This window comes from Methanolobus halotolerans (genome assembly GCF_004745425.1).
In the GTDB taxonomy this organism is placed as follows: domain Archaea; phylum Halobacteriota; class Methanosarcinia; order Methanosarcinales; family Methanosarcinaceae; genus Methanolobus; species Methanolobus halotolerans.
The window spans coordinates 159190-182190 of sequence record NZ_PGGK01000002.1; the positions used below are offsets into that span (position 1 = coordinate 159190).

Annotated in this window: 26 protein-coding genes; 18 read left to right on the forward strand and 8 right to left on the reverse strand. The window is 45.8% G+C overall.

All coding sequences use genetic code 11. The annotated features are described in order from the left end of the window. The first annotated feature begins 18 nt into the window (after positions 1-18). The 6 genes from CUN85_RS02400 to CUN85_RS02425 all read left to right on the forward strand — a co-directional run bounded on the left by CUN85_RS02400 (position 19) and on the right by CUN85_RS02425 (position 5294). The gene (locus CUN85_RS02400; RefSeq protein WP_135388626.1) at positions 19-1035 is read left to right on the forward strand and encodes a cobalt-precorrin-5B (C(1))-methyltransferase; all 1017 of its coding nucleotides are present in this window, start codon (positions 19-21) and stop codon (positions 1033-1035) included. Further along, a complete protein-coding gene (gene cbiE, locus CUN85_RS02405) occupies positions 1032-1613 on the forward strand; it encodes a precorrin-6y C5,15-methyltransferase (decarboxylating) subunit CbiE (protein ID WP_135388628.1) in 582 nt (193 codons plus the stop codon). Before CUN85_RS02400 ends, cbiE begins: the two co-directional genes overlap by 4 nt. Before the next feature lie 272 nt (positions 1614-1885). Then, the gene (locus CUN85_RS02410; protein WP_135388630.1) at positions 1886-2581 is read left to right on the forward strand and encodes an energy-coupling factor ABC transporter permease; all 696 of its coding nucleotides are present in this window, start codon (positions 1886-1888) and stop codon (positions 2579-2581) included. Beyond that, on the forward strand, positions 2578-2862 hold the full coding sequence (locus CUN85_RS02415; RefSeq protein ID WP_135388632.1) for an energy-coupling factor ABC transporter substrate-binding protein: 285 nt from the start codon (positions 2578-2580) through the stop codon (positions 2860-2862). The genes CUN85_RS02410 and CUN85_RS02415 overlap by 4 nt, the downstream gene beginning before the upstream one ends. 287 nt (positions 2863-3149) lie before the next feature. Beyond that, positions 3150-3932, forward strand: coding sequence for a cobalt ECF transporter T component CbiQ (gene cbiQ, locus CUN85_RS02420; RefSeq protein ID WP_135388634.1), 783 nt, complete (start codon positions 3150-3152; stop codon positions 3930-3932). A 9-nt stretch (positions 3933-3941) separates the two neighbouring features. Continuing rightward, a complete protein-coding gene (locus CUN85_RS02425) occupies positions 3942-5294 on the forward strand; it encodes an energy-coupling factor ABC transporter ATP-binding protein (protein WP_135388636.1) in 1353 nt (450 codons plus the stop codon). 110 nt (positions 5295-5404) lie between these two features. Here CUN85_RS02425 and CUN85_RS02430 read toward each other — a convergent pair whose 3' ends face one another. From CUN85_RS02430 to CUN85_RS02440, 3 genes are all read right to left on the reverse strand, one after another. Further along, complete coding sequence (locus tag CUN85_RS02430; RefSeq protein WP_135388638.1) at positions 5405-6235, reverse strand: TIM barrel protein; 831 nt, start codon at positions 6233-6235, stop codon at positions 5405-5407. Positions 6236-6237: 2 nt separating this feature from the next. Next, a complete protein-coding gene (locus CUN85_RS02435; RefSeq protein ID WP_135388640.1) occupies positions 6238-6570 on the reverse strand; it encodes a hypothetical protein in 333 nt (110 codons plus the stop codon). Between the two features lie 61 nt (positions 6571-6631). Beyond that, positions 6632-7093 carry a phosphopantetheine adenylyltransferase gene (locus CUN85_RS02440; RefSeq protein WP_135388642.1) on the reverse strand — a complete coding sequence of 154 codons (462 nt, stop codon included), beginning with the start codon at positions 7091-7093 and terminating at the stop codon, positions 6632-6634. A gap of 147 nt (positions 7094-7240) precedes the next feature. On the opposite strand from CUN85_RS02440, the gene radA reads away from it, so the two are divergent. Further along, complete coding sequence (gene radA / locus CUN85_RS02445; protein WP_135388644.1) at positions 7241-8218, forward strand: DNA repair and recombination protein RadA; 978 nt, start codon at positions 7241-7243, stop codon at positions 8216-8218. A gap of 82 nt (positions 8219-8300) precedes the next feature. Further along, on the forward strand, positions 8301-8993 hold the full coding sequence (locus CUN85_RS02450; protein WP_135388646.1) for a phosphoglycolate phosphatase: 693 nt from the start codon (positions 8301-8303) through the stop codon (positions 8991-8993). Positions 8994-9039: 46 nt separating this feature from the next. Here CUN85_RS02450 and CUN85_RS02455 read toward each other — a convergent pair whose 3' ends face one another. Together CUN85_RS02455 and CUN85_RS02460 are read right to left on the reverse strand one after the other, a co-directional pair. Next, complete coding sequence (locus CUN85_RS02455; protein ID WP_135388891.1) at positions 9040-9315, reverse strand: PRC-barrel domain-containing protein; 276 nt, start codon at positions 9313-9315, stop codon at positions 9040-9042. A gap of 48 nt (positions 9316-9363) precedes the next feature. Then, positions 9364-11601 (reverse strand): CDC48 family AAA ATPase, encoded by a 2238-nt coding sequence (locus tag CUN85_RS02460; RefSeq protein ID WP_135388648.1) that lies wholly within the window; start codon positions 11599-11601, stop codon positions 9364-9366. A 273-nt stretch (positions 11602-11874) separates the two neighbouring features. On the opposite strand from CUN85_RS02460, the gene CUN85_RS02465 reads away from it, so the two are divergent. The 3 genes from CUN85_RS02465 to CUN85_RS02475 all read left to right on the forward strand — a co-directional run bounded on the left by CUN85_RS02465 (position 11875) and on the right by CUN85_RS02475 (position 13292). Then, positions 11875-12084, forward strand: coding sequence for a TRAM domain-containing protein (locus CUN85_RS02465; protein WP_135388650.1), 210 nt, complete (start codon positions 11875-11877; stop codon positions 12082-12084). Between the two features lie 179 nt (positions 12085-12263). Next, positions 12264-12914: a flavodoxin family protein gene (locus CUN85_RS02470; RefSeq protein ID WP_135388652.1), complete on the forward strand. Its 651-nt coding sequence runs from the start codon at positions 12264-12266 to the stop codon at positions 12912-12914. Positions 12915-13085: 171 nt separating this feature from the next. Further along, a complete protein-coding gene (locus tag CUN85_RS02475) occupies positions 13086-13292 on the forward strand; it encodes a DUF378 domain-containing protein (RefSeq protein ID WP_328591217.1) in 207 nt (68 codons plus the stop codon). A 40-nt stretch (positions 13293-13332) separates the two neighbouring features. Here CUN85_RS02475 and purL read toward each other — a convergent pair whose 3' ends face one another. Together purL and CUN85_RS02485 are read right to left on the reverse strand one after the other, a co-directional pair. After that, on the reverse strand, positions 13333-15480 hold the full coding sequence (gene purL / locus CUN85_RS02480) for a phosphoribosylformylglycinamidine synthase subunit PurL (protein WP_135388654.1): 2148 nt from the start codon (positions 15478-15480) through the stop codon (positions 13333-13335). Between the two features lie 88 nt (positions 15481-15568). Next, positions 15569-15925 (reverse strand): DUF192 domain-containing protein, encoded by a 357-nt coding sequence (locus tag CUN85_RS02485; RefSeq protein WP_135388656.1) that lies wholly within the window; start codon positions 15923-15925, stop codon positions 15569-15571. Positions 15926-16008: 83 nt separating this feature from the next. On the opposite strand from CUN85_RS02485, the gene yciH reads away from it, so the two are divergent. The 7 genes from yciH to CUN85_RS02520 all read left to right on the forward strand — a co-directional run bounded on the left by yciH (position 16009) and on the right by CUN85_RS02520 (position 21493). Then, on the forward strand, positions 16009-16317 hold the full coding sequence (yciH, locus tag CUN85_RS02490) for a stress response translation initiation inhibitor YciH (RefSeq protein WP_135388658.1): 309 nt from the start codon (positions 16009-16011) through the stop codon (positions 16315-16317). A gap of 168 nt (positions 16318-16485) precedes the next feature. Further along, entirely contained in the window at positions 16486-17655 is a 1170-nt protein-coding gene (gene nifS / locus CUN85_RS02495) for a cysteine desulfurase NifS (RefSeq protein WP_135388660.1), read from the forward strand. 21 nt (positions 17656-17676) lie between these two features. Beyond that, the gene (locus CUN85_RS02500; protein ID WP_135388662.1) at positions 17677-18048 is read left to right on the forward strand and encodes an iron-sulfur cluster assembly scaffold protein; all 372 of its coding nucleotides are present in this window, start codon (positions 17677-17679) and stop codon (positions 18046-18048) included. Positions 18049-18091: 43 nt separating this feature from the next. Continuing rightward, positions 18092-18433, forward strand: coding sequence for a transcriptional regulator (locus CUN85_RS02505; protein ID WP_235856157.1), 342 nt, complete (start codon positions 18092-18094; stop codon positions 18431-18433). Next, positions 18430-19659, forward strand: a complete 1230-nt coding sequence (locus CUN85_RS02510; RefSeq protein ID WP_135388666.1) for an Nre family DNA repair protein — start codon at positions 18430-18432, stop codon at positions 19657-19659. Before CUN85_RS02505 ends, CUN85_RS02510 begins: the two co-directional genes overlap by 4 nt. Positions 19660-19817: 158 nt before the next feature. Further along, positions 19818-20804 carry an inorganic phosphate transporter gene (locus tag CUN85_RS02515; RefSeq protein ID WP_235856158.1) on the forward strand — a complete coding sequence of 329 codons (987 nt, stop codon included), beginning with the start codon at positions 19818-19820 and terminating at the stop codon, positions 20802-20804. Then, a complete protein-coding gene (locus CUN85_RS02520; protein ID WP_135388670.1) occupies positions 20801-21493 on the forward strand; it encodes a TIGR00153 family protein in 693 nt (230 codons plus the stop codon). Before CUN85_RS02515 ends, CUN85_RS02520 begins: the two co-directional genes overlap by 4 nt. A 21-nt stretch (positions 21494-21514) precedes the next feature. On the opposite strand, the gene CUN85_RS02525 is transcribed toward CUN85_RS02520, so the two are convergent. Next, entirely contained in the window at positions 21515-22963 is a 1449-nt protein-coding gene (locus CUN85_RS02525) for a phytoene desaturase family protein (RefSeq protein ID WP_135388672.1), read from the reverse strand. Between the last annotated feature and the right edge of the window lie 38 nt (positions 22964-23001).

Here is a 23001-nt window from a genome sequence, read left to right on the forward strand (position 1 = left end):
GAGGACAATTGACCTGAGATGATCGATCCGGTAAATAAATCCAAGATTCCCGATGAATGGCTAGAGCGCTCGAAATTGCCCCGCAGGGAGCTGGAAGAAGGCATCAGGAGCGGTATGGTCGTCGTCTTGAGCGACGGCTCTATATTGAAGAGAGGGTACACTACCGGGACAACAGCAGCTCTTGCCGCAAAGGCATCGGTCCTGTCGCTTAAAAAGACCATTAGTCACGTTTCTGTTCCGACACCGGTGGGACTGCGTGCCGAACTGGACGTAAGGGCAAGCAATGGACATGCTGTTGCCGCAAAGATCGCCAATGACCATGAGTCGGACATCACACGGGGCCTTGAGTTCGTAGCGGATGCAAAAGAAGCGAATGGCATATCGGTCTATGCAGGCCAGGGAATCGGTATCGTGATCCGAAGTGGCCTGGAGTCTAAAAAAGGGCATCCTGCCATCAATCCCCGCCCGATGGAACAGATAAAGGCTTCCATAAAAGAGGCAGTAGAGGAACTTGGTCTCCGGGGTGCCGAAGTGACCATTTATCTGCCCGAAGGAAAGGAGATTGCAAAACAGACCCTCAACAGCCGCATAGGTGTTGTTGACGGCATCTCTGTACTGGGTACCACGGGTTTTGTTGAACCCTGGAACGACCATCTCGGAGAAATGAAAGGCGATCTTATAAGGGATTCTGACAAAGTAGTGCTTACAACCGGGAGGATAGGTATACGGTATTCCACCATGCTCTTCCCCGATCATACTGTTGTGCTTGCAGGCAGCCGTATCAGCGAAGCCCTCGAGGCTGCCAGGGGAGAGGTTGTAATCTGCGGTCTTCCGGGACTTGTGCTTAAGTGGGGAGACCCCGATATGCTCAAAGACAGCGGATTTGCCACTGTTGTGGAAATGCTTGAACTTGATCCGGGAAATAAGCGTCTCAAGAATGCCTTTGACATGGCCGTGAAAAAAGGAAAAGGTGCCCGAATCGTAATTGTTGACCGGGACGGGACAGTACTGATGGACAGTGGTGATAAATCATGATTATCGCAGGAGTGGGTGTCGGCCCCAAGATGCTGACCCAGGAAGCCATCGAGGCTATAAACAATGCTCCTGTTGTGTATGGTTCAAAAAGAGCCATAGAACTTGCACAGGACCACATAAGATGTGAAGCTCACCCCATCAGGAGTTTCAAGAACCTTCACCTGCTTCCCCCTGATGCCGTGATCCTTTCCACAGGTGATCCCATGTTCTCCGGCCTTGGGAAGTTTGCAGGAGATAATGACAGGGTCATTACTGGCGTTTCATCTATACAGGCCGCATGTGCACGTTTTCATGTTGAGATGTCAAACCTTGCAATGATCACAGCTCACGGCAGGGACCCTGTTCCGGCAAAAGCCGCCCTGATTCGAGAACTTGATCTGGGCAAGAACATTTTTTTGCTTCCGGCTGACACTTTCGGACCAGGAGAAGTGGCTGATGTTCTGAATGAGATGGGCATCGATGCCAGGATATGCATATATGAGAATATTGGCTATCCGAATGAACGGGCGGTTTCCGGCACCATACAAGACCCCCCTGTGAATGAATCTGATATGTACTGCTTACTGGTCATCAGGTAACATCAAGTAAATTTTCTTTTCTGTTTGTATCATTATAGCTAGTTTGCTTCGTTTACAGACATTTTATTACGAACAGGTATAATTATAGGAGAATCCTTACATTGGTAGAAATATGCATCTAAATTTAACCAGAATAAACATTAGTCATTTTGATAACAATACTTACTTTAAATGCGAATCGTTATCTTTATGTACAATAACATATTACAACATTTTAACAAAATCAACTGAGGTTGATTTAAGATCTTAATTAAAATGGAAGGTGATATTAATTGCACATATTTGAAGGTTTTCTGCCTTCCCCATGGTGGCAGATATGGTTTGTGGTCTCTATTCCTGTTATACTGTATGGTATGTACCAGCTGAACAAACTGGTCAGCCAGAGGCGTGAAATAATACCCTTGCTTGCTGTTGCAGGTGCTTTTATATTCGTGCTTTCTTCCCTGAAGCTTCCTTCGGTGACAGGAAGTTCTTCACATCCCACAGGGACCGGGATGGCAGCTATTCTCTTCGGACCTGCGATCACTTCCGTACTCAGTGTGATCGTGCTCCTGTACCAGTCCCTTTTCCTGGCACACGGCGGCCTGACAACTCTTGGAGCCAACGTTGCCTCAATGGGGATCATCGGCCCTTTTGTTGCTTACCTGTTCTACAGAACAGCATCAAAGGCGGGTATGAACTTCTATCTGAACGTATTCCTTGCAACCGCCATTGCTAATTGGGCGACCTATGTAGTGACGTCCCTACAGCTTGCCTTAGCGTTCCCTGCGGCACAAGGAGGTGCATTGGCCTCGTTTGTGGCATTTGGGGCCGTGTTTGCGACAACCCAGGTCCCCCTTGCGATCATGGAAGGAGCACTCACCGCACTTATAATGAAATATGTTGTGCAGATCAAGAGTGATGTGCTCATTGACCTGAGAGTACTGACATCAGCAGCTGCCACAAAATTAAAGGAGACCATGCAATGAAGCTGGAGTATATCGTAGGCATAGTGATAATCCTCTTTGCCGTTCAGTTCTTTTATGGAGTGGCTGCCAACCCGGATTCGGAGTTCGGTGGTGCGGACGGTGAAGCAGAAGGCATAATTGCCCAGATCAACCCCGATTATGAACCTTGGTTCGGAGGCATTGGCTTTGAACCACCCGGCGGTGAGACCGAAAGCCTGCTCTTTGCCCTGCAGGCAGCATTTGGTGCCATTATTATCGGTTACATCTTTGGCTACTATAAAGGGAAGGGAGAGAATAATTAAATACCATTGTGCTTCATCAGAAGAGGTACAATTCTTTTTTAATCTTTCCTTTTATTTTTTCCAGCTCAAATCAATTTAGTTTTATTACAAACAGAGCACCTTTGCAGTTTCAGAATCAACAACTTTTACAGATTAACGATATGTTGCAAAAAATCATAGTTCTTAGTGATATTGATTCCTAACGAAATGCTTATGTATAAAGCACAATATCTTGTTTCTTTATACCTGTGAACAGTGCCAAATAAAATCAGTTTTATTTATTGTTTAGTTTTAAGCTGGGTTGGAAAATGACACATATTCTGGACGACTATGCTATATTGAGTCCACTACGGTACAAGAACAACTGGCTCAAGTTAGCCATCGTTACTTTTGGGATTCTTGCAGGTGTTTCATCCAATTCTCCTTTAGTTCCATTCTTTATAGCAGTGTGTATGAGTTTCGCAACGGTTTATTTCGGGAAGATACCTTTAAGATTCTACATGAAATTGATGGCTGCACCAGCCGGTTTTGTGCTGGTGAGTGTTATAATTATAGCATTTTTCTTCGGAGAAGGTGAGAAGTTATTTTCATTTAATATTCCGGGTTATACACTGGGCGTCAGTCCGGCTGGCTTAAACATGGCTCTACTGGTGCTTGCAAGAACTTTAGGAGGAATGTCATGCATGTTCTTCCTTTCTCTGACAACCCCGATGATAGAACTTTTCTCAGTCCTCAAAGCAACAAGGTTCCCTGACTCTTTTATAGAGATAGCGATGATGATGTACCGCTACATATTCGTTTTCATGGAAGTAGCACTGGGTGTGAGATACGCACAGACGGTCAGGCTGGGATACAAGGATTTCAGGACATCATTCAGGTCCATGGTCATGCTTGGGACAAATCTTTTCATAAGGTCATGGGAGCAGGGGGAAAAATTATATCTTTCAATGAATTCAAGGTGCTATGACGGAAAGCTGATGATCCTGGAAGATAAAAGGCCCGTAAAGTTAACCGAGTTCCTGCTTACCTCGGCTTACTTTTCACTGGTCATCATAGTATTTTACTTTACCAGGAACATGTTCGTTGTTTGAGGTGCAAAAATGGTGATATTAGAAACAAAGGATCTTAGTTTTTCCTACCCCGACGGCACAGTTGCCCTGGACAATATTAACATCAGGATCGAAGAAGGTAAAAAGATCGCATTCGTTGGCCGGAATGGTTCAGGTAAATCCACACTGTTCCTGTCAATGAACGGTACTCACAGGCCCGGAAAAGGCGAGATCCTCTTTCATGGCAAGCCCCTTAAATATGATTCCAGATCCCTCAGGGAAGTAAGAAAGAATGTCGGCATCGTCTTCCAGAACTCAGACGACCAGATATTCGCCCCTACTATTTACCAGGATGTTGCTTTTGGACCCACGAACCTTGACTATCCTAAAGAGAAGGTGAAACAGATTGTCCATAAGACTCTGGAATATGTCGGCCTGATGCACCTTAAAGACAAGCCTCCCCACCATTTAAGCGGAGGACAGAAAAAGAGGGTCGCAATTGCCGGCATTGTGGCAATGGACCCCGAGATAATTATCCTTGACGAACCACTTGCCAACCTGGACCCGGTTGGAGCAGATGAAGTAATGGACCTGCTCAATGAGCAGAGCTATTTCGGCAAGACCATAATCATATCGACCCATGATGTGAACCTGGCCTATAGCTGGGCAGATTACGTGTTTTTGATGAGCGAGCATAAGATTATCAGTGAAGGCACCCCAGAGGAGATCTTCGTACAGCCCGATAAATTAAAAGCGGCCCACCTCAGAAGACCTGCTACCCTCGAGATATATGAGGAGATCAAAATGCGCGGGCTTGCAAAAACGAATTGCTGCCCGAGAGACATTCCCGACCTGGTCCATTCACTGCGTTCACAACACCTTTTATGGGTGGATGTCCCGCCTGAGGTAAAGGAGGGAGATTACATCAACCTTGGCATATTCTATGGAGAATACGCACAAAATTCCGCATATGAGGCCGCTAACTGCAAGGTGCTCCATATACACGATGACGGACTTGCGATAGCCGAGATGGACAGGAAAGCCTTCCGTGCAGGATCCATCGGGATATATGATACTGCAAAATATTCCAGAGAAGATCTATTGAGTATTATAGAGCGTGACGGGGTCGAGTGTGTAGGCGCCATGGGCAAGAAAAGCAAGCTCATCGCTGAAAAAGATGACATTTACCTTGATGTGACCGCAGGTGTGATCGATCGATCCATACTCAATGCACTTGCAGGCCAGAGATGCCTGATCCTAACCCATGATGGAATGGTACATCATGCAATGGACAGGATCAGGGCCTACATGGAAAAGAGTGGGATCAATATCCCCGTAAGTGTTATCAATCCCAATCCTGAAGAGCAATCGAAACAGGATGTCACCAAAAGTATGATGACCTGAATCCGGGCATCGGGATTCGCTCATAATTAATAAGAGGTTAATAACAGGCGCCATCCTGCCCGAACATATGACATCACCCATTCATTTTAAGAACCGGGGATGAGAAGAATTCAAATATCCTCATATGTTTTCTGCATCAGGAGTGCATCATTTTCATTATCGGGACTCTCACATATCAGGAGACCTTTTACTTTGAAGTCTTTCAACGCCTTCATAAGTTCTGAATATTCAAGATCAGAGTCCTCAAGATTAAGGTGGTTCCTCTCACCTTTTTCACCATACTCTATACCGGAAACGTGCATATGCATATCGTCCAGCCCTTCCCTTCCAAGCTCGCTCTCAACCATTTCAAGTGCAAAAGCGAACTCCTCATATGTATTAACCTCACCGCCCCTTGCATGCAGGTGTGCAAAATCGATACATGGAAGCACATTATCGATATCGCTGCCAAGTTTTACATTCTCCCGGAGACTCCCGAACTGGCTTGCTTTTCCTGTTGTCTCCGGGCGAAGGACCACCTCTATGCGTTCATCTGCCAGCCGGCCAGTGAGCTGTTCCAGGATAGTGAACACTCTTTTATACACCTTTTCCGGTGAGTCCTTATGATAGTATGCCGGATGGAACACAATATTGCGGGCACCACAAATACTTCCGACCTTTGCGGACATGTATATTCTTTCGACACTTGCATCTACTTTCACAGATTCGGCCGAGTTAAGATTTATGTAGTAAGGAGCATGCACACTCAGCAGGATCTCTTCTTTTTCTGCCTTTTCAGAGACCTGTCCTGCAGTAACCTCTCCCATTCTGACCCCGCGGACAAACTCGAGTTCCATGCAGCCGAGCCCAAGTTCCCGGACCCTTTCAATACCTGCAATACTGTTCCTTTTTTTTGAGCTCTTTGGCGTTCCTGCCGTGCCAAAGAAAAGTTTTGCAGGCATCGTCATGCCATGCCGAGTTTTGCCTTGAGTTCCTTCATCCTTTCAGTCGACAATTTCTTCTCGACCAGCTCCATGAAGTTTTCAATATCTTCCTCGTCGAGGGACCTGATATCCTCTTTCCCCTCCATTGCAAGCCCTACCAGATAGTCGAGCTCGCCAGCATCAAGTTTCTCAAGCCGGTTCCTGAAATCTTCCGCAGATCCGGCAACTTTATGGGATATGGGCCTGAGAATAAAGGGATAGTTGTGCCCAGAGGCGGACATAGTGTTTCCGCTCAATTCGGGTGCAAGCTTGTCGAATATCTTCCGGTCCGTTTCTGTGAATTCTCTGCTCATGGAAGATAGTTATAGGACATATTGAATAAAATTTTGTCCCTTTGCAGTTTCAAGGAAAACATCAGGGAACGACATGTCCGTGCAGATCGATCTCACCACGAGCTATCCGGGTTGATGAGATGGGTTTTCCATCATCTGCCATCACAAAATCCATTTTCACGATCTTAAGAGGATACATATTCCTCTCTGCACGGATACGGTTTATCTTAAGTGCCACAGAGTACGTTTCAGAAGAAACAACAATGTAATCGTAATTTTCGTTAAGTGTCTTACCGTAGGGATCGCTCAGCTCAATAATATTATAATCCACATTATCCCCGGCAATCTCTTTCAGATATCCAAGTAACCGGGATTCACGGATGGAATAATCCGGCACGTTGCGGTCACGTTTGTTTGCCATCTCATTGGAAGTGAGGCCAATGTCAACCTCACCACTGCCACCGATTTCGAATGCTTTTCGAAGGAGAGCACGATGCCCTTCATGCAAGTATTCGAAGGTTCCACCGACTACTACTCGTGCCATCGAATGCTATTACTCATATTATTATGATAAGGTTTATGTCTGCATAATACTTTCACCATGCTTGCTCCAGGTATATATACTGCCGGATACATAGAAAAGCACAATTGTGCACCAAAAGGAAACCATGTGCACCTATGGAGTAATAAAATGCCTGAAGTATTATTAGAAGACCTTGACCATGTGGGTCCGGCAACTGCACAGAAATTAATGGAAGCCGGATTTACGACCGTTGAAGCAATTGCTGTCTCATCACCTGCGGAACTTGCAACTGCAGCAGATATTGGAGAGTCAACCGCTGCAAAGATAATCCTGGCTGCACGCCAGTCTGCGGATATAGGAGGCTTTGAGACGGGAGATATTGTACTGGAGCGCAGAAAACTTGTGGGAAAACTATCTACCGGTTGTGTAGAATTTGATGAGATGATGGGAGGAGGAATTGACACCCAGTCCATCACCGAGATGTATGGGGAGTTCGGTTCAGGAAAAACACAGGTAGCACATCAGCTTGCTGTAAATGTTCAGCTCCCGCAGGAACAGGGGGGCCTCAACGGTTCCGTTATAATCATCGATACTGAGAACACCTTCAGACCTGAAAGGATCGAACAGATGGTGGCTGGTCTTTCCGAGAGATTTGGCATGGAATATGATTATGAAGAATTCCTGAAGAATATACGGGTAGCGCGTGCCTTTAATTCAAATCACCAAATACTGCTTGTGGATTCAGCACTGGAACTTGCCAATGAGTTGAAGGATGCGGAAAAACCGGTTAAGCTCATCATTGTGGACTCCCTGACAGCTCATTTCAGGGCTGAATACATAGGGAGGGGAACTCTTGCCGACAGACAACAGAAACTTAACAAGCATCTTCACGGCCTGCAGAGATTCGGCGACCTTAACAATGCATGCGTTGTTGTTACAAACCAGGTCATGTCAAAACCTGATGCTTTCTTCGGCGACCCGACAAAACCGATCGGAGGACATATCGTTGGTCACACCGCAACCTTCAGGTTGTACCTGCGCAAATCCAAGGGCGATAAGAGGATTGTCAGGCTTGTTGACTCACCGAACCTCCCGGACGGAGAAGCAATAATCTCTGTGACAACTCCAGGACTGCGTGATCCCTGATACCGGAACAAATACAGGAAATACCTAATGGAGGATCCAAACACTGAAAATGCTTTTATTCTCCTCTTCTCATTTATTGCCTATGACATTCAAAGCCCTTGCCATAGACATAGACGGCACCATCACCAATATGGACCGCAGGCTCAGCCTTAAGGCAACTGAGAAACTACGCGAGCTGGATGTACCTGTCGTGCTGGCCACCGGTAATATACTCTGTTATGCCAAAGCAACCGCCAAACTGATAGGAGTATGCTGCAATGTCATAGCTGAGAACGGGGGGGTCGTGACAGATAGATTTGATAAAAAACCCTATATATCCGATGTGATCACCGAGTGTGAACAGGCTTTTGACATACTGTCCAGGGAATTCGACATGGAGAAACTGGATTCCGTCCACAGGCGAACTGAGATCGTACTCAGAAGAGATTTTGATCTTGAGCGCGCAAGGGCTTTGCTAAACACCACGGACCTGGATGTAGAGATCATAGACACTCATTTTGCTATTCACATCAAGAGCAAAAAGATCAACAAAGGTACAGGACTTGTGAGAATTGCCGATATGATGGGACTTAAACCATCCGATTTTGTCGCCATCGGCGATTCGGTGAACGATATGGAACTTCTTGCCCTTGCAGGTTACTCTGTTGCAGTATCAAACGCTGACGACTTCCTGAAGGATATCGCTGATCATGTGACCAGGGAATCTTACGGAGAAGGTACAGCAGAAGTTATCGACTACCTCGTTTCAAAAGGAATGCTCAATACCAGGCAATGATTAAATACCGGCATGCAAAGCCCGGTTGAACTTTGCACCCGCAAATTCACAAATTCACATTCTCTTTGTGGACACCTTTTGCGATATTCTTGTCAACAACGATATAGTCCTTAATGGCCCTTACGGATTCAAATGGTAATAATATATACTGGTCGTCGGCCTGGTATTTGGAAGCATCCAGGCTCATGTCGGGTTTTACTATCAGGTTTATTAGGTTACCTGTAGCGGCATCCATCACAATATTGAAAAGGATGCCTATTTCGGTTCCATCGGTTGCCATAACCTGTTTGCTTGAAAGGTTTTTTGCAAAGACATTCGCCATTTTCATTCACCCCTGAATATAATAGTGACTTCTAAATTTTTCATATATTTATCTGTATCCTATATAAGCACTTGGTTCTTCTTTTCTGACACCGCCCTTGAACTGTGCCTGTATCTTTTCATAATACTCCATAAGATTTTCAGTCAGAGTGGGCCTTACTTTCGTGAGTGCCTCTTTGAAATATTTCATACCCACTTCCTTGTTCTCGAAATCATCCCTTAGTGCAAGCATAACAGCTTCCCTGCACACGGCCTCTATGTCAGAACCAACAAAACCTTCCGTGGAGCCGGCAAGTTCGTCAATAGTAACATCATTGCCAAGTGGAATATTTCTGGTATGTATCTTGAAAATAGCTTTTCTGCCTGCAAGTGTGGACTGGCCTACAAGTACCAGACGGTCGAACCTGCCTGAACGAAGAAGTGCGGGATCAAGGATATCAGGACGATTCGTGGCTGCTATAACCACAATCTCCTTCAGCGGTTCAAGACCGTCAAGTTCAGTAAGCAACTGGTTGACTATCCTCTCGGATACCTTACCATCCTCTGTGATGGCGCTTCTCATAGGCGCTATCGAATCTATCTCATCGAAGAATATGATACAGGGTGCCACCTGCCTTGCTTTTTTGAACGTCTCGCGGATAGCCTTCTCTGACTCACCAACCCATTTTGAAAGCATCTGAGGTCCTTTGATACTTATGAAATTCGCATTGGACTCATTTGCCACTGCCTGAGCGATCAGTGTCTTTCCAGTGCCAGGAGGACCGAACAGCAAAACACCCTTAGGAGGTTTGATTCCCATCTGCATGAACTTTTCCGGCTTTGTAAGCGGCCATTCCACAGCCTCGACAATATCCTGCTTGGCCTTATCAAGACCTCCCACATCCGTCCAGTTGACTGTCGGGATCTCAACAAAGACCTCCCTCATAGCTGAAGGCTCTATCTCCCTGAGGGCCGTCTCAAAGTCATCCTTGCTGACGTTTAAGATGTCAAGGATCTCAGGTGCGATCTCCTCTTCCTCAAGATTGATATCAGGCAATGCACGCCTGAGTGATTTCATTGCAGCCTCCTGGACCAGAGCCAGCAGGTCCGCACCAACAAAACCCTGTGTGTGTTGTGCCAGGTATTCCAGGAACTCCTCGGATACGTCCTCGCTGAGAGGCACACCTCTTGTATGTATCTGGAGAATCTCAAGACGATCATCATTGTCAGGAACACCGATCTCTATTTCCCTGTCAAACCTGCCGGGCCTGCGCAGCGCCGGATCAATGGCGTCCAGACGGTTGGTTGCACCAATGACGACGACCTGTCCCCTTTCCTCAAGACCGTCCATCATGGTCAGCAGCTGGGCAACAACTCTTCTTTCCACTTCACCTGTGACGTTCTGTCTTTTAGGGGCGATGGAATCGATCTCGTCTATGAAGACTATCGAGGGTGCATTATCCTCTGCCTCTTCGAATATCTTGCGTATGCGCTCCTCGCTCTCGCCATAGTACTTGCCCATTATCTCCGGACCTGCTATGTAGAGGAAGTTTGCCCGGGACTCGTTTGCAACAGCCTTTGCGATAAGTGTTTTACCAGTCCCCGGCGGGCCGTATAATATAATGCCTTTGGGCGGCTCGATATTAAGTCTCTGGAACAGTTCGGGATGCTTTAAGGGAAGTTCTATCATCTCCCGTACACGCTGTATCTCCGAACCAAGACCTCCTATATCCTCATATGTGACACCTCGCGTGGCACCATCATAACCCCTCACAGGTTTCTGTCTCAGCTCGATCTCGGTGATCTCCCCGATGATAAGGATCGTGCCCCCCGGATCTGCTTCAACCGCAATGAGTGGTATCGCCTGACCACCGGACATCTGGGTGGACATAGGCTGTGTCATGGAACTGATAATAGGAATGACGTCCCCTTCTACAAGAGGTCTTTTCATGATGTTCCTCTTGATTATCTCATTTATGTGGCTTCCAAATTCCATTGTCACGCCTTCCGGGGGGGCGAGCACGACTTTGGTGGCGGTCTCGACCTCGGCTTTCCTTATGGTGATCCTTTCGCCTATGCCAACACCTGCATTCTGTCTGATGAAACCATCAATGCGAACTATGCCCTGTCCCCAGTCCTGTCTCTCAGCCCTCCATACTTTGGCAGCGGTCTTTCTCTTACCTTCTATCTCCACAATATCCCCGGGAGACAATTGTAAACTCAGAAGGGTTGTTGGATCCAGCCGAACAATACCTCTCCCAAAGTCATTCGGATGCGCTTTTTCTACTTTGATCTGTACTTCGTCCATTAGTTTCATCCCAAATATGATTTTAAATATATAATTTGCTTATAATTTAATTATGATCGTAATACATATTTCACCCCCATGCTTAAAAAAGATATGGTCAGGTGTAGGCTCTAACACCCTTTTTTCCCAACCAACAAGATTTAAATATCAATTGTATATACTACACTTTGTTGATTGGACACTATTCTGTAAACATTTGTAAATTAAATTTTATGTTAGTTTATAACCAGTATAGTTGAAGATCTTCAGTTTTGAATTAAAGGAAGTGCATATTTGTTCGGAAACAACGATGAATCAACAGCCCCGATAGATGTCGGAGAGACCTATGAAGTAACGATAGAGGATATCGCAAAAGAAGGAGACGGTATAGCCAGGATAGAAGGATTTGTTATCTTTGTGCCCGGGGCAGAAGTAGGAGACACTGTAAATATCAGGATAACAAAGGTCCTGCGCAAGTTTGCATTCTCTGAGATCGAGGAATAATATTTTAAACCGGATAGGCAGACTGCCTATCCACTGACCATTCTTTTTTCAATTTCATCTTGTTTGAACTATAGTTCCAATAACGATTCTGCGGACTGCCAGATAGTAATTTCCCATTCTTCCGCCCTCAGACAAGCAGAAAAGAAATAAATTTAAACTATTGGCTTTTCTCTATAAGCATGGAGTTAAAAGCGTTATTTCTGAACTGTACTTTAAAAGAGCGTCCTGAGGTATCTAATACAAGAGCACTTATCGACAAAGCAGCCAGGCTTTTTTCACAAATGGGTATTGAAAGCGAGGTTATAAGGATTGTTGACTACAATGTAAAATTCGGCATCACTTCCGATGAAGGCAAAGGTGATGAGTGGCCTTTGATATTAGAAAAGATCAAAGGATCCGATATTCTTGTGATCGGCTCTCCCATATGGTTCGGCGTACGTTCATCGGTTACACAGCTTGTAATGGAAAGGCTTGACGGGACCTATATGGAAGGAGACCCCCAGACAGGCCAATTCCCCCTGTATGGGAAAGTTGCGGGAGTCCTTGTCACAGGGAATGAGGATGGTGCTCATAATGTGGCAGCAAATACCCTCTTCAATCTGACCCATCTGGGATGTACAGTTCCCCCGAATGCCGATTGTTACTGGGTAGGAAATGCAGGTCCGGGTCCGAGTTACATAGAAGCGGGTGGCGAAAGGCATCTCTATACGAACAAGACGGTCCGTTACATGACGCATAATCTGGCATTCTTTGCAAGACTGCTGAAAGAGAATCCTATTCCCACAAACCTTAATAAAATTTATGAGCAGGCAGCAGAAGAGAGTGACTGATCAGAAATTAGTTTTTAACCCCTGATAGAACTTACATGAATTTCTTTGTTGCCAGCTATTTTTATCAGATATGATAAGTAGGAAAATTCCTACAAATATTTACTCCGGCATTTAATACTGTGGACCACATAAAGAACATTATAATTAAAGGGGGTTCAAGGAGGTGAGAATTTGGCGGCTGTAATGAATGGTCTTGACTGGGCAGCACTAGCCTTGGTCATAATCGGAGGACTTAACTGGGGCCTGGTAGGTGCATTTGGTTTTGACCTTGTAGCGGCAATTTTCGGCGATATGTCCTGGCTATCAAGGATCATATACATACTTGTAGGTCTCGCAGCACTCTATTTGATATACTTCGCTACAAAAGTAAGCAAGTGAATGCGGATTGATAATTATATCTTCTTATGTTGATGATGGATTATTCCATCATCAAATTTAAGAGACTTTTTTTTGCCTCATTGATTTCTGTTACTGATACAGATATATCAAAACCGGCTCCTGACAGATTAAGCTCGTTTCCGCCTACCTTACCAATAACTGCGTGAGGAACATCTTTAAGCATATTTTTTACAGCATCCGGTTCGGAAGTGGTAAGGATTGCCCTTGCATATGATTCTGAAAAGAGCAGGTCATCCGGCCTCATTCCGTTTCCGACATCCTTCAGGTCCACGCTTGCACCCATGTCCTCGCACATCTCACAGAGTGCTACCGCAAGTCCCCCGAGTGAGAGATCATGAGAGGCTGTCAGCTTTCCGCCCTTCACGGAATTAATGATAGAATCAATGACCTGCGAAACGTTTTCAGGTACAATTGGTGATCTTCCGTTTTCCCTGGCACCGATCAGCCTGTAATATTCAGAGCCGCCCAGTTCATCATATGTGGTTCCCACAAGTATGATAATATCACCTTCGTTCTTGAATACCCCTGGCGGGGCCATGGTGACATCCTCAACATATCCGACAAGACCTATGGAGGGAGTGGGGGCGATCGCAGTCTTGAATTCCTCGCTCTCATTGTAGAGGGATACATTCCCACCGACCACAGGGATCGACAATTCCCTTGCACCATCTCCGAGTCCCAGGATAGCCTGTTTGAACTGCCAGTAGATATCCGGCTTTTCGGGATTACCGAAGTTGAGACAGTCTACAAGGGCTATACCATGTGCACCTTTAACAGCCAGATTCATGGCATTTTCGATAACCGTCCCCTTTCCTCCCTGGTACGGGTCAAGCAGGGTATGCTTCGGGTTGCATCCGCATGAAAGTGCAATACCCTCATTACCATCTATGCGCAGTATGCCGGAGTCATCACCGGGTTTTGCTACCGTCCGCAATTGCACATCATGGTCATACTGCCTGTAGATCCATTTCTTTGAGGATACATTGTGAGATGAGAGCAACTCAATGATCGCTTTTTTCAGGTCATCTGTCATTTCCGGTTTTTCCCCTTCCTCGCGGGGAGCCGGTTCACTGGAAGGGCGCTCGAATGTAGGAGCGCCTTCTGTAAGTAGTTTGATGGGAATATCGGTAGCTATTTCCCCGTTGAACTCCACGGTATATGTCAGCTTTTCAGTAAGTTCCCCTATCATGCTTGCGTTAAGGTCATATTTTGCTGCAATGTCCAGCACAGCCTGCACATCCTGAGGCTCCACTTCAAGAAGTATGCGTTCCTGCGATTCGGCAATAAGTATCTCATAAGGAGTCATGCCAGCCTCACGCAGAATCACATTATCTGCTATGATCTTCATCCCGAGATCACCTTTGGACGCCATCTCTGAACTTGCACCTGCAAGACCTGCTGCCCCGAGGTCCCTGCAGGACCTGACGTACCCTTTTTCAATTACTTCAAGGGTTGCTTCTATCAGCAGTTTCTCTGTGAACGGGTCACCGATCTGGATACTTGGCCGGTCCTCTGCCTCGGACGATTCCGACAGGTCTCTTGATGCAAAGGATGCTCCTCCAAGTCCGTCCCTTCCGGTTGTAGAACCCATTAGCACGAGTTTATTACCTGCCTTCTGTGCACATGCCGTCACGATGTTATCCTCACGTGCAAGGCCAACGCACACGACATTCACAAGAGGATTCCCGCTGTAGGATTCATCGAACAGTGCCTCTCCGCGCACTACGGGCACACCGATACAGTTACCGTATCCTGCAATACCCTCGATAATATGCTCGAAAAGATAGAAGTTCTTCGGGTTGTTTAGCGGTCCGAAGTAGAGAGGGTCCATCAGTGCAATAGGACGTGCACCCATGGATATGATATCACGTACAATTCCCCCGACACCTGTTGCAGCTCCGTTATAAGGATCCACGTATGAAGGGTGATTGTGGCTTTCCATTCCTATAGAAAGGGCCCAGCCGTTCCCAAAACTGATGATAGCCGCATCATCTCCGGGACCTATGACCACCCGGTCTCCTGTGGTCGTGAAGGTTTTGAGCAGTGGTGCGCTTGAGCGATATGAGCAATGCTCACTCCAGAGATTAAGAAAACATCCCTGTTCCACAGGATTCGGTTTCCTACCCATCTCTTTAGTTATTATGTCAAGGTCATTTTCAGGTAACATTCATGTGCCTCAGTATTTAAACTAGCATTAACTAGGGGTTTAAAGAACCCGGAAGCAAATAAACGTTTCTTTAAACAATGCCGGGTTTTCAGCATTCGCTCTTGAATGAAAGCATGTCCCCAACATGAAGATCTGCCTTTTCCGGGATTTCCCTGCTGGTCTCAATGATATATTTCACCTTTGTGCCAGATGAGCACAATCCGGCCCAGGGCCTGAGCTGTGAGATCTTTACTATCTTTTTATCCTCATCAAGGAATATCACCCCTATAGCAAAATTGACAAAGAGCATATGTAATGATACTTTCCTGCTTTTTTTCATTACAAATACCAGAGCGTAGCCCTCCGGGATGTTCTTTCGGAACATAAGACCAAGTGCCTGTTTAAAAGTGCTACACGCAAATTCGACGTGTGTAGAGACGTATTCACCATCAGATTTTAATATCATCGCTGTTTACTTTAACCATCTATTTTAGTTAAAGACTATGGAGTGTTTAAAATAGATAATAATCTCGGAGGATATACCACAAGATGAGTTCTGAAATGTGTTCGGTCTGCGGATTGCCAAGAGAGCTTTGCATATGCGAAGAAGTGGCAAAAGAACAGCAAAGGATTACTGTCAAGGTAAATAGAAGAAGATACGGGAAGGAAGTTACCGTTGTAGAGGGCTTTGATGCCCATGAGATAGATCTTCATGAGCTTTCGACCTATTTGAAATCTAAGTTTGCATGTGGCGGTACTGTAAAAGGCACTGGTGTCGAATTGCAGGGAAACCACCTAGGACGCATGAAAGATGTTCTTGTTGAGCGGGGATTTTCTCCGGATCAAATAAAGGATTAATAACTTTTCCAAGGAATCATATTAAGTATCTAAGTATCTGATTTTTTGTGTGAATTCTTTCCTTCACACAATTTTCCCGAGGCCACAGGCCATCTCCTATCGTATCCTAAAACGATCTGGTGTTGGTTATCTATTTATGAAATGCATCCTCTAGTAATGATGAGTACTATGAAACGCATTTATATGGACCACAGTGCGACTACAGAAGTAGACCCTCTTGTGCTTGATTCCATGCTACCCTATTTTACGGAAAAATTTGGCAATGCATCAAGTTTACATTCTTTCGGCCAGGAAGCCATAGAGGCACTTTCTGCAGCACGCCAGCAGGTTGCCGATTCGATTGGTGCAAAGGCCAATGAGATCATATTCACATCGGGAGGTACGGAATCGGATAACCTCGCCATCAGGGGAGTTCTGGCTAAAAAGAAAAATGATACCTCCAGAAGTCAGCATATTATCACATCCATGATAGAACATCCCGCAGTACTCAGCACATGTTCCTTCCTTGAGAGCATAGGATATGAAGTCACTTACGTGCCGGTAGATAGTGAAGGTGTTCTTGATCTCGACAAACTTGAAAGATCCGTACGAGACGATACTTCAATAATAAGTATCATGCATGCAAATAACGAAATAGGAACTATACAGCCTGTAAAAGATATTGCCAGGATTGCACGGGATAAAGATGTTTACTTCCATACCGATGCAGTGCAGTCCTTTGGAAAGATACCTGTTGACGTGAACGAGATGGGAGTAGACATGTTATCCATTTCCTCACATAAGATACACGGGCCAAAAGGGGCAGGTGTACTATATGTAAGAGAAGGTACGGAACTGGAACCCTTTATCTTCGGAGGCGGACATGAGCAAGGCCTGAGACCGGGTACTGAGAATATCCCGGGTATCGTAGGTCTTGGCAAGGCTATGTCCCTCGCAAAGGAGCGTCTCGGACATGATCCGGAACATATGCTCAGGCTGCGTGATTCTCTTATTGACAGGATTTTTGACAGTCTGGACGATGTACGTCTTAACGGTCACCCCACACAGCGCCTTCCAAACAATGTGAACCTGAGCTTCAGATATGTGGAAGGAGAATCACTTCTTATGTTACTTGACGTAAAAGGGATTGCAATATCAACAGCTTCCGCATGTTCATCAATATCGAAAAAAGAATCACACGTATTAAGCTCCATAGGACTTAATGCGGATTATATCCACGGCACCATAAGGATCAGTCTGGGTAAGGACAATACAATAGAAGAAACCGATCATGTAGTTCAGTCCCTGCAGGAAAGTGTTGGCAAGCTCAGGGAAATGTCTGCTATTTCAAAAAGCTGAAATTTTAAAGGGAGAATGCTGATGTATTCAAGAAAGGTAATCGAGGAATTCACCGATCCGAAGAATGTGGGGGTTATAGAAGATGCAGACGGAGTCGGCGAAACCGGCAGTACTGTTGACGGGGATATCATCACTATCTACATCAAGGTAAAGGATGAGGTTCTGGAAGATGTCCGGTTCAAAACATTTGGTTGTGTGGTGGCGATCTCCACATCAACTATGGTCACACAGCTCGCAAAAGGGAAAAAGATTGATGAAGCACTCAAAATAACGAACAAGGATGTTATTGATGCACTCGGAGGACTGCCGGAAGACAAGAGAAGATGCTCGGGTTTTGCCCTGGCCGCCCTTCACAAGGCTATTGAGGATTATAAGGAGAGAGGCACAGCCTGACATCTAAAAGAGGATGATTTTTGTGAAAACAACGTGTGAGATTATGGTTCAGCGGGTTCTGCCTGCTATACGTGCTGAGATTGCCCGCACGATAATTAGTGAACATGGCCGCAGCCAGCAGGAAGCTGCGGAGGTATTGGGGCTTTCAAGAGCAGCCGTATCCCAATACCTCAGTGAGAAACGAGGTGCTGAAGTTGATTTTTCAAAGGACGCCCACGAAGAGATAAGGAAATTCACTGCTGAACTGCTGACAGGCCTCAGTCCGAAGGAAGAAGTGTCAGGAATGTGCAATATATGTAAGTATGTGCAGAAATCAGGTTGGTTGAACAGGAACGAGCCCGAAGCTGCTTATTGTGTTCTTTGCGGAGAGCCGGAGAGCCATTGAACAGCAGCCTCTGCATTAAATGCAAGGGGAAAGGGCTTTGCGGCCGTCCTTTTTGCCCCATCCTTGAAAAATTCCGGTCAGTAGAATCTGCATCCTCCGGGATCTCAGGGGAAACATCCATCTTTGGAGCATCGCCACCTTCTGTTTTCGTAGGGAGCCACAATTACCCGGAAGTACGGGCAGGTCCGATGATACCCCCGTATCTGAAAGATGATGAGGCTATTCAGCTCGAAGATCCCAAGGCCCTGCTTAAGATGGGGATACAGGATATAATCTCCTCACGCTCCCGGCTGGTCAGGGCAAATACCGCCATCAACGTCAGGAATGCTCGCAATCCGGATAATCCGCTTATTGAAAGATCACAGGAGCTGGCCCTCTCAAAAAGACCCGTAGATACCGAGGCCTGGTTCAGCAAACCCATACGCAACAGGCTAAAGTTCGATAATGTACTTACTCCAATGGGCCCATCCGGGGAGTTGAAGGACTTTGATATCACAGAGAACCCGAAAGTACCTAAAAAGATAGATTCCCTGATATACGATACCCATGCCCTTGCAAAGGATGCGATCTCCGAACTGTGGGACAGCAGCATACCTGCAGAGCATATTACTCGCCTTTTTTCGATTGGCCTGCTGGGCCAGGAAAGGCGCCTGGTACCGACAAGGTGGTCCATAACCGCTGTTGACGACCTTGTAGGTAAGGATCTGCTCGGGAGTGTAAGGGACTACCAGCAAATAAGTGACATCCGGGTTTTCAGCGGAGGCGTTTTCGGAAACCATTTTGAGGTTCTGCTCATGCCCAGGACTTTCAGTTTCGAGCTTATAGAGGTGTGGATGCCACGTGCGATATGGTCAGGGCAGAGCACATGGATAGAATCAGATAGCGAGGGTCTCTCAGGAAAGAAGGGATATTCCGGCCTTGCCGGAGGTTATTATGCCTGCAGGCTGGGAGTACTTGAACACCTGAAAGACATCCGCAGGCAGGCTTCTATATTTGTGGTAAGGGAGATCAGACCTGAATACTGGGCACCCCTGGGTGTGTGGATAGTACGGGAAGGAGTACGGGAAGCGATGAGATCAAAACCTATGGTGTTCGAATCCGTGGAAGCGGCACTTCAGGACATGTCCACCCGCATCAGGACACCTTACAGCCAATGGAAGGAAAAAGCAAGGATGTTATCAGACATAAGATCCCAGCGAACTCTTGACTCTTTTTTTATGATTTAATGTAGTAATCCCCTATCAAAAAATATGTATTACTATATATTCTATATAAGACAGCTTTATCTACGAACGGTCCGTTGCCCTACAAAAATATGCAGAGGAAATAACAAATGGTCTTACTCGATCCTTTAGTAATTCTACTTTTGATTGCAGGTTTATATATGGCATGGAACATTGGCGCAAACGATCTTGCCAATGCCATGGGAACGTCTGTGGGTAGTGGCGCCCTCTCCATAAAACAGGTTATCATCATAGCAGGAATATTTGAATTCGCAGGTGCGGTCTTTTTCGGGAAAAAAGTAACATCCACTATTGCCAAGGGCATAGTGCCCATAGATACTATCAGTCTGCTTGACAGCCATCTGGTGGCTATCGGAATGCTGGCAGCGATTCTTGCAGCAGGCTTCTGGATCACCCTTGCAACTTTCTATAATCTTCCGGTTTCTACAACACATTCAATTGTCGGAGCTGTTCTTGGCTTTGGCCTGATAGCTGCCTACAGAGGCATTATCGAGTTCAGTGAGATCAAATGGGAAGTACTTATAAAAATAGTCGGCAGCTGGCTAGTATCTCCGCTGCTGGGCGCTTTGCTTGCCTTCCTGATATTCTCACTTATAAGGCACTTCATCCTGCAGAAAACGGACGACCCCTATAAGATAGAAAATAAGTTCGTTGGCCTGCAGATCATGACCGCATGTTACATCGCGTTCGCACATGGCTCAAATGATGTTGCCAATGCCGTCGGACCACTATATGCAGGACTTCAGGCGATGGAACTTGCAGGTACAGGTATCCCACTCTGGGTGATGCTGGTGGGTGGTTTCGGAATGGTATTTGGCCTTGCTACATGGGGATACCGTGTAATAGAGACCATCGGTACGAAAATCACAGAACTAACTCCCACAAGGGGTTTCTCAGCCGAATTCGCAACAGCTTCTGTTGTGGTACTGCACAGTTACAGTTCCCTACCCATCTCAACCACCCATACACTGGTTGGCTCTGTTATAGGAGTAGGGCTTGCAGGTGGTCTTGCAGCGGTTGATTTAAGTGTGATATGGAAGATAATTGCATCCTGGATAGTTACAGTGCCTGTTGCAGCATTTACATCCGCACTGATATTTGTAGGACTTTTGGGGATTGGATTATGATTAAAAAGGAATATATCCGCTCAGTATTGAATATATTTGCAAAATCACCGTTTAAGCCATTGGGAATGCACGCTAACAAGGCAGGAGAAGCTGTAAGGAAACTCAGTGAATCCGTACTTGCTTATTGTGAAGATGACATGGAAAGAGTGGAACAACTCAATCATGAGATCGATGATATAGAACATGAGGCAGATATGATCAAGCAGACCATCCGGTCTGAACTGTCGTCTTCCATAATGCTCCCGGTGAATGCCAGTGACCTGCTAAGCTTCCTCAAGCCCCAGGACTCAATAACCGATGATGCCCAGGAGGTATCCTATTGGCTGACGCTACGAAGACTCGAGGCATCCACAGACATACGCGAAGGTTTTCTGAAACTCATGGAAAAAACTCTCGAGACTGTCGAGATATACGAGAGACTTGTGGATACCCTGAGCGAACTGCTGGAAACATCTTTCAGCAAAAGAGATGTTGAGGAGACTCTTGCACTTGTAGTTGAAGTTGAGGAGATGGAACATCAGGTCGATATTGTAGAAAAAAAGCTCATTCAAAAAGTGTTTATGGAAGAAGATGCCCTTGGAGGAGCAGGTGTATATCACCTCGTCCAGCTTATAACCGGGATAGGCAACATTGCTGACAAGGCGGAACACGCTGCAGACCGCCTGAGGACGATGGTCATGAGAAGGTGAACCTTCTCAACTCCTGTTTTTTTATCGGTGAAGATTTCGATCTTCATTCATTTTTTTAAGTAGCTCAATGACAGAATAAGAAGCACGTGTGATTCCCATGCTGCGCTTGTCAGTGTCAGTACCGGCAACATAGAGATTTTTGACAGGTGTTCTGACATCCGCAAAATAACCATCGATAGTGACAGCCGCTTTTTCTGGAATGGTGATCTGTTCATGCTTCATCTCAATATGGTCTTCAATCGAAGGTATAGCATGGTAGATCGTTTCATATGCCCTCTTTATATTCGAAGCCTCGTTGCTTTTATCGTCAATGATAAAACTGAAACCAACTAACTGTTTTCCTTTTGGTGCAAGTGATGCATCGTAATTACTGATGGGCATAGCCCAGTAAGGATGGTTCTTGAACCATATTTCTGATCCGATATAACTGAATTCTTCCATTAATTTGTCCAGTCCTATCCAGGTTGTAAGGCTTTTTGTATGGACTATTCCCTTAAGTTCATCCACATACGAAGCAGGCAGGTTATCGATCATTTTCGGCAGGTCTGTAACAAAACCCGTGTAAACGATGTTCTCTGCATAATACATTTCATCAGCTTCAACTCCGATGGCCCTTCCATCCTTAGTAAGTATACTGAATACCTCGCACTCGGTCTTTATCTCAACACTTTTGGGCAGGGAGAAAAGCAGGGCATTAAGAAGTGCCTTCAGCCCTTTACGGGGATATCCCTGCGAATAGCTCACCCGGTTGGTTGCCAGCCTTCCAAGAGATGTAACAGGTCTGGAAACTTTATCCATTCTTGACTGCAGGGACGTATGCAGATTAGAAGTGAGCAGGGATTTGAGAACGGGTTCGGTTTGTGGCTTCTCATGGTTCTTCATTATACTTTCCATCTGTTCCTGAGGCACGCTGTCCCTGACAAAACTGCTACCTGCCAGGATCCTCTGGGCCGATGTATGCTTCATATCTTTTCCAGAAAGGAAATATGATATAGCATCGATGAAGTCATATGTGTCCTTACAAAGGCTTCCGGGCATGAAATCATAGACTGACTGTTTTGAGAGATCGATCCCGAAGGTGCAGAGCGTGAGAGCTTTTGTGATAGCCTGTGTGACCATTATCCGGTCCATTTTCGGAAGCACATCGAATGTAACGAACTCTTTGATATTGGATGGTACTTTCATAAAGGAATCTTCGGTGCGTACATAATAGTGACCGTAATCCTCAAAGATCGGAATATAATCAAAATAGTTGTCCATCAACCTTCTCAGAGGTCCGACTCCAAGATGTGTGATGGCATGGGCACCGGTGTCTACCTGGAAACCATCGACCATGTAACTATTGCAATTTCCCCCGACAACCGAATTCTTTTCAAGAATCAGTACCCGATTTCCGTGTTTGGATAATGCCAGGGCTGACAGCAGGCCGCTTATGCCTGCACCTATAACTATTACATCATATTTTTCCATTGCATCCCCTCAGAATAAGTATAATATGCAAAAGTTAT

Bases quoted from the DNA above. Each gene is read 5' to 3' on its own strand.
- CUN85_RS02525 (WP_135388672.1), bottom strand. From the start codon at position 22,963: ATGGAAAAATATGATGTAATAGTTATAGGTGCAGGCATAAGCGGCCTG.
- CUN85_RS02415 (WP_135388632.1), top strand. From the start codon at position 2,578: ATGAAGCTGGAGTATATCGTAGGCATAGTGATAATCCTCTTTGCCGTT.
- CUN85_RS02440 (WP_135388642.1), bottom strand. From the start codon at position 7,093: ATGGCACGAGTAGTAGTCGGTGGAACCTTCGAATACTTGCATGAAGGG.
- CUN85_RS02505 (WP_235856157.1), top strand. From the start codon at position 18,092: ATGGTTCAGCGGGTTCTGCCTGCTATACGTGCTGAGATTGCCCGCACG.
- CUN85_RS02400 (WP_135388626.1), top strand. From the start codon at position 19: ATGATCGATCCGGTAAATAAATCCAAGATTCCCGATGAATGGCTAGAG.
- CUN85_RS02430 (WP_135388638.1), bottom strand. From the start codon at position 6,235: ATGCCTGCAAAACTTTTCTTTGGCACGGCAGGAACGCCAAAGAGCTCA.
- CUN85_RS02455 (WP_135388891.1), bottom strand. From the start codon at position 9,315: ATGGCGAATGTCTTTGCAAAAAACCTTTCAAGCAAACAGGTTATGGCA.
- CUN85_RS02450 (WP_135388646.1), top strand. From the start codon at position 8,301: ATGACATTCAAAGCCCTTGCCATAGACATAGACGGCACCATCACCAAT.
- CUN85_RS02515 (WP_235856158.1), top strand. From the start codon at position 19,818: ATGGCATGGAACATTGGCGCAAACGATCTTGCCAATGCCATGGGAACG.
- CUN85_RS02425 (WP_135388636.1), top strand. From the start codon at position 3,942: ATGGTGATATTAGAAACAAAGGATCTTAGTTTTTCCTACCCCGACGGC.
- CUN85_RS02520 (WP_135388670.1), top strand. From the start codon at position 20,801: ATGATTAAAAAGGAATATATCCGCTCAGTATTGAATATATTTGCAAAA.
- CUN85_RS02470 (WP_135388652.1), top strand. From the start codon at position 12,264: ATGGAGTTAAAAGCGTTATTTCTGAACTGTACTTTAAAAGAGCGTCCT.
- radA (WP_135388644.1), top strand. From the start codon at position 7,241: ATGCCTGAAGTATTATTAGAAGACCTTGACCATGTGGGTCCGGCAACT.
- CUN85_RS02500 (WP_135388662.1), top strand. From the start codon at position 17,677: ATGTATTCAAGAAAGGTAATCGAGGAATTCACCGATCCGAAGAATGTG.
- CUN85_RS02460 (WP_135388648.1), bottom strand. From the start codon at position 11,601: ATGGACGAAGTACAGATCAAAGTAGAAAAAGCGCATCCGAATGACTTT.
- cbiQ (WP_135388634.1), top strand. From the start codon at position 3,150: ATGACACATATTCTGGACGACTATGCTATATTGAGTCCACTACGGTAC.
- yciH (WP_135388658.1), top strand. From the start codon at position 16,009: ATGAGTTCTGAAATGTGTTCGGTCTGCGGATTGCCAAGAGAGCTTTGC.
- CUN85_RS02435 (WP_135388640.1), bottom strand. From the start codon at position 6,570: ATGAGCAGAGAATTCACAGAAACGGACCGGAAGATATTCGACAAGCTT.
- cbiE (WP_135388628.1), top strand. From the start codon at position 1,032: ATGATTATCGCAGGAGTGGGTGTCGGCCCCAAGATGCTGACCCAGGAA.
- nifS (WP_135388660.1), top strand. From the start codon at position 16,486: ATGAAACGCATTTATATGGACCACAGTGCGACTACAGAAGTAGACCCT.
- CUN85_RS02485 (WP_135388656.1), bottom strand. From the start codon at position 15,925: ATGATATTAAAATCTGATGGTGAATACGTCTCTACACACGTCGAATTT.
- purL (WP_135388654.1), bottom strand. From the start codon at position 15,480: ATGTTACCTGAAAATGACCTTGACATAATAACTAAAGAGATGGGTAGG.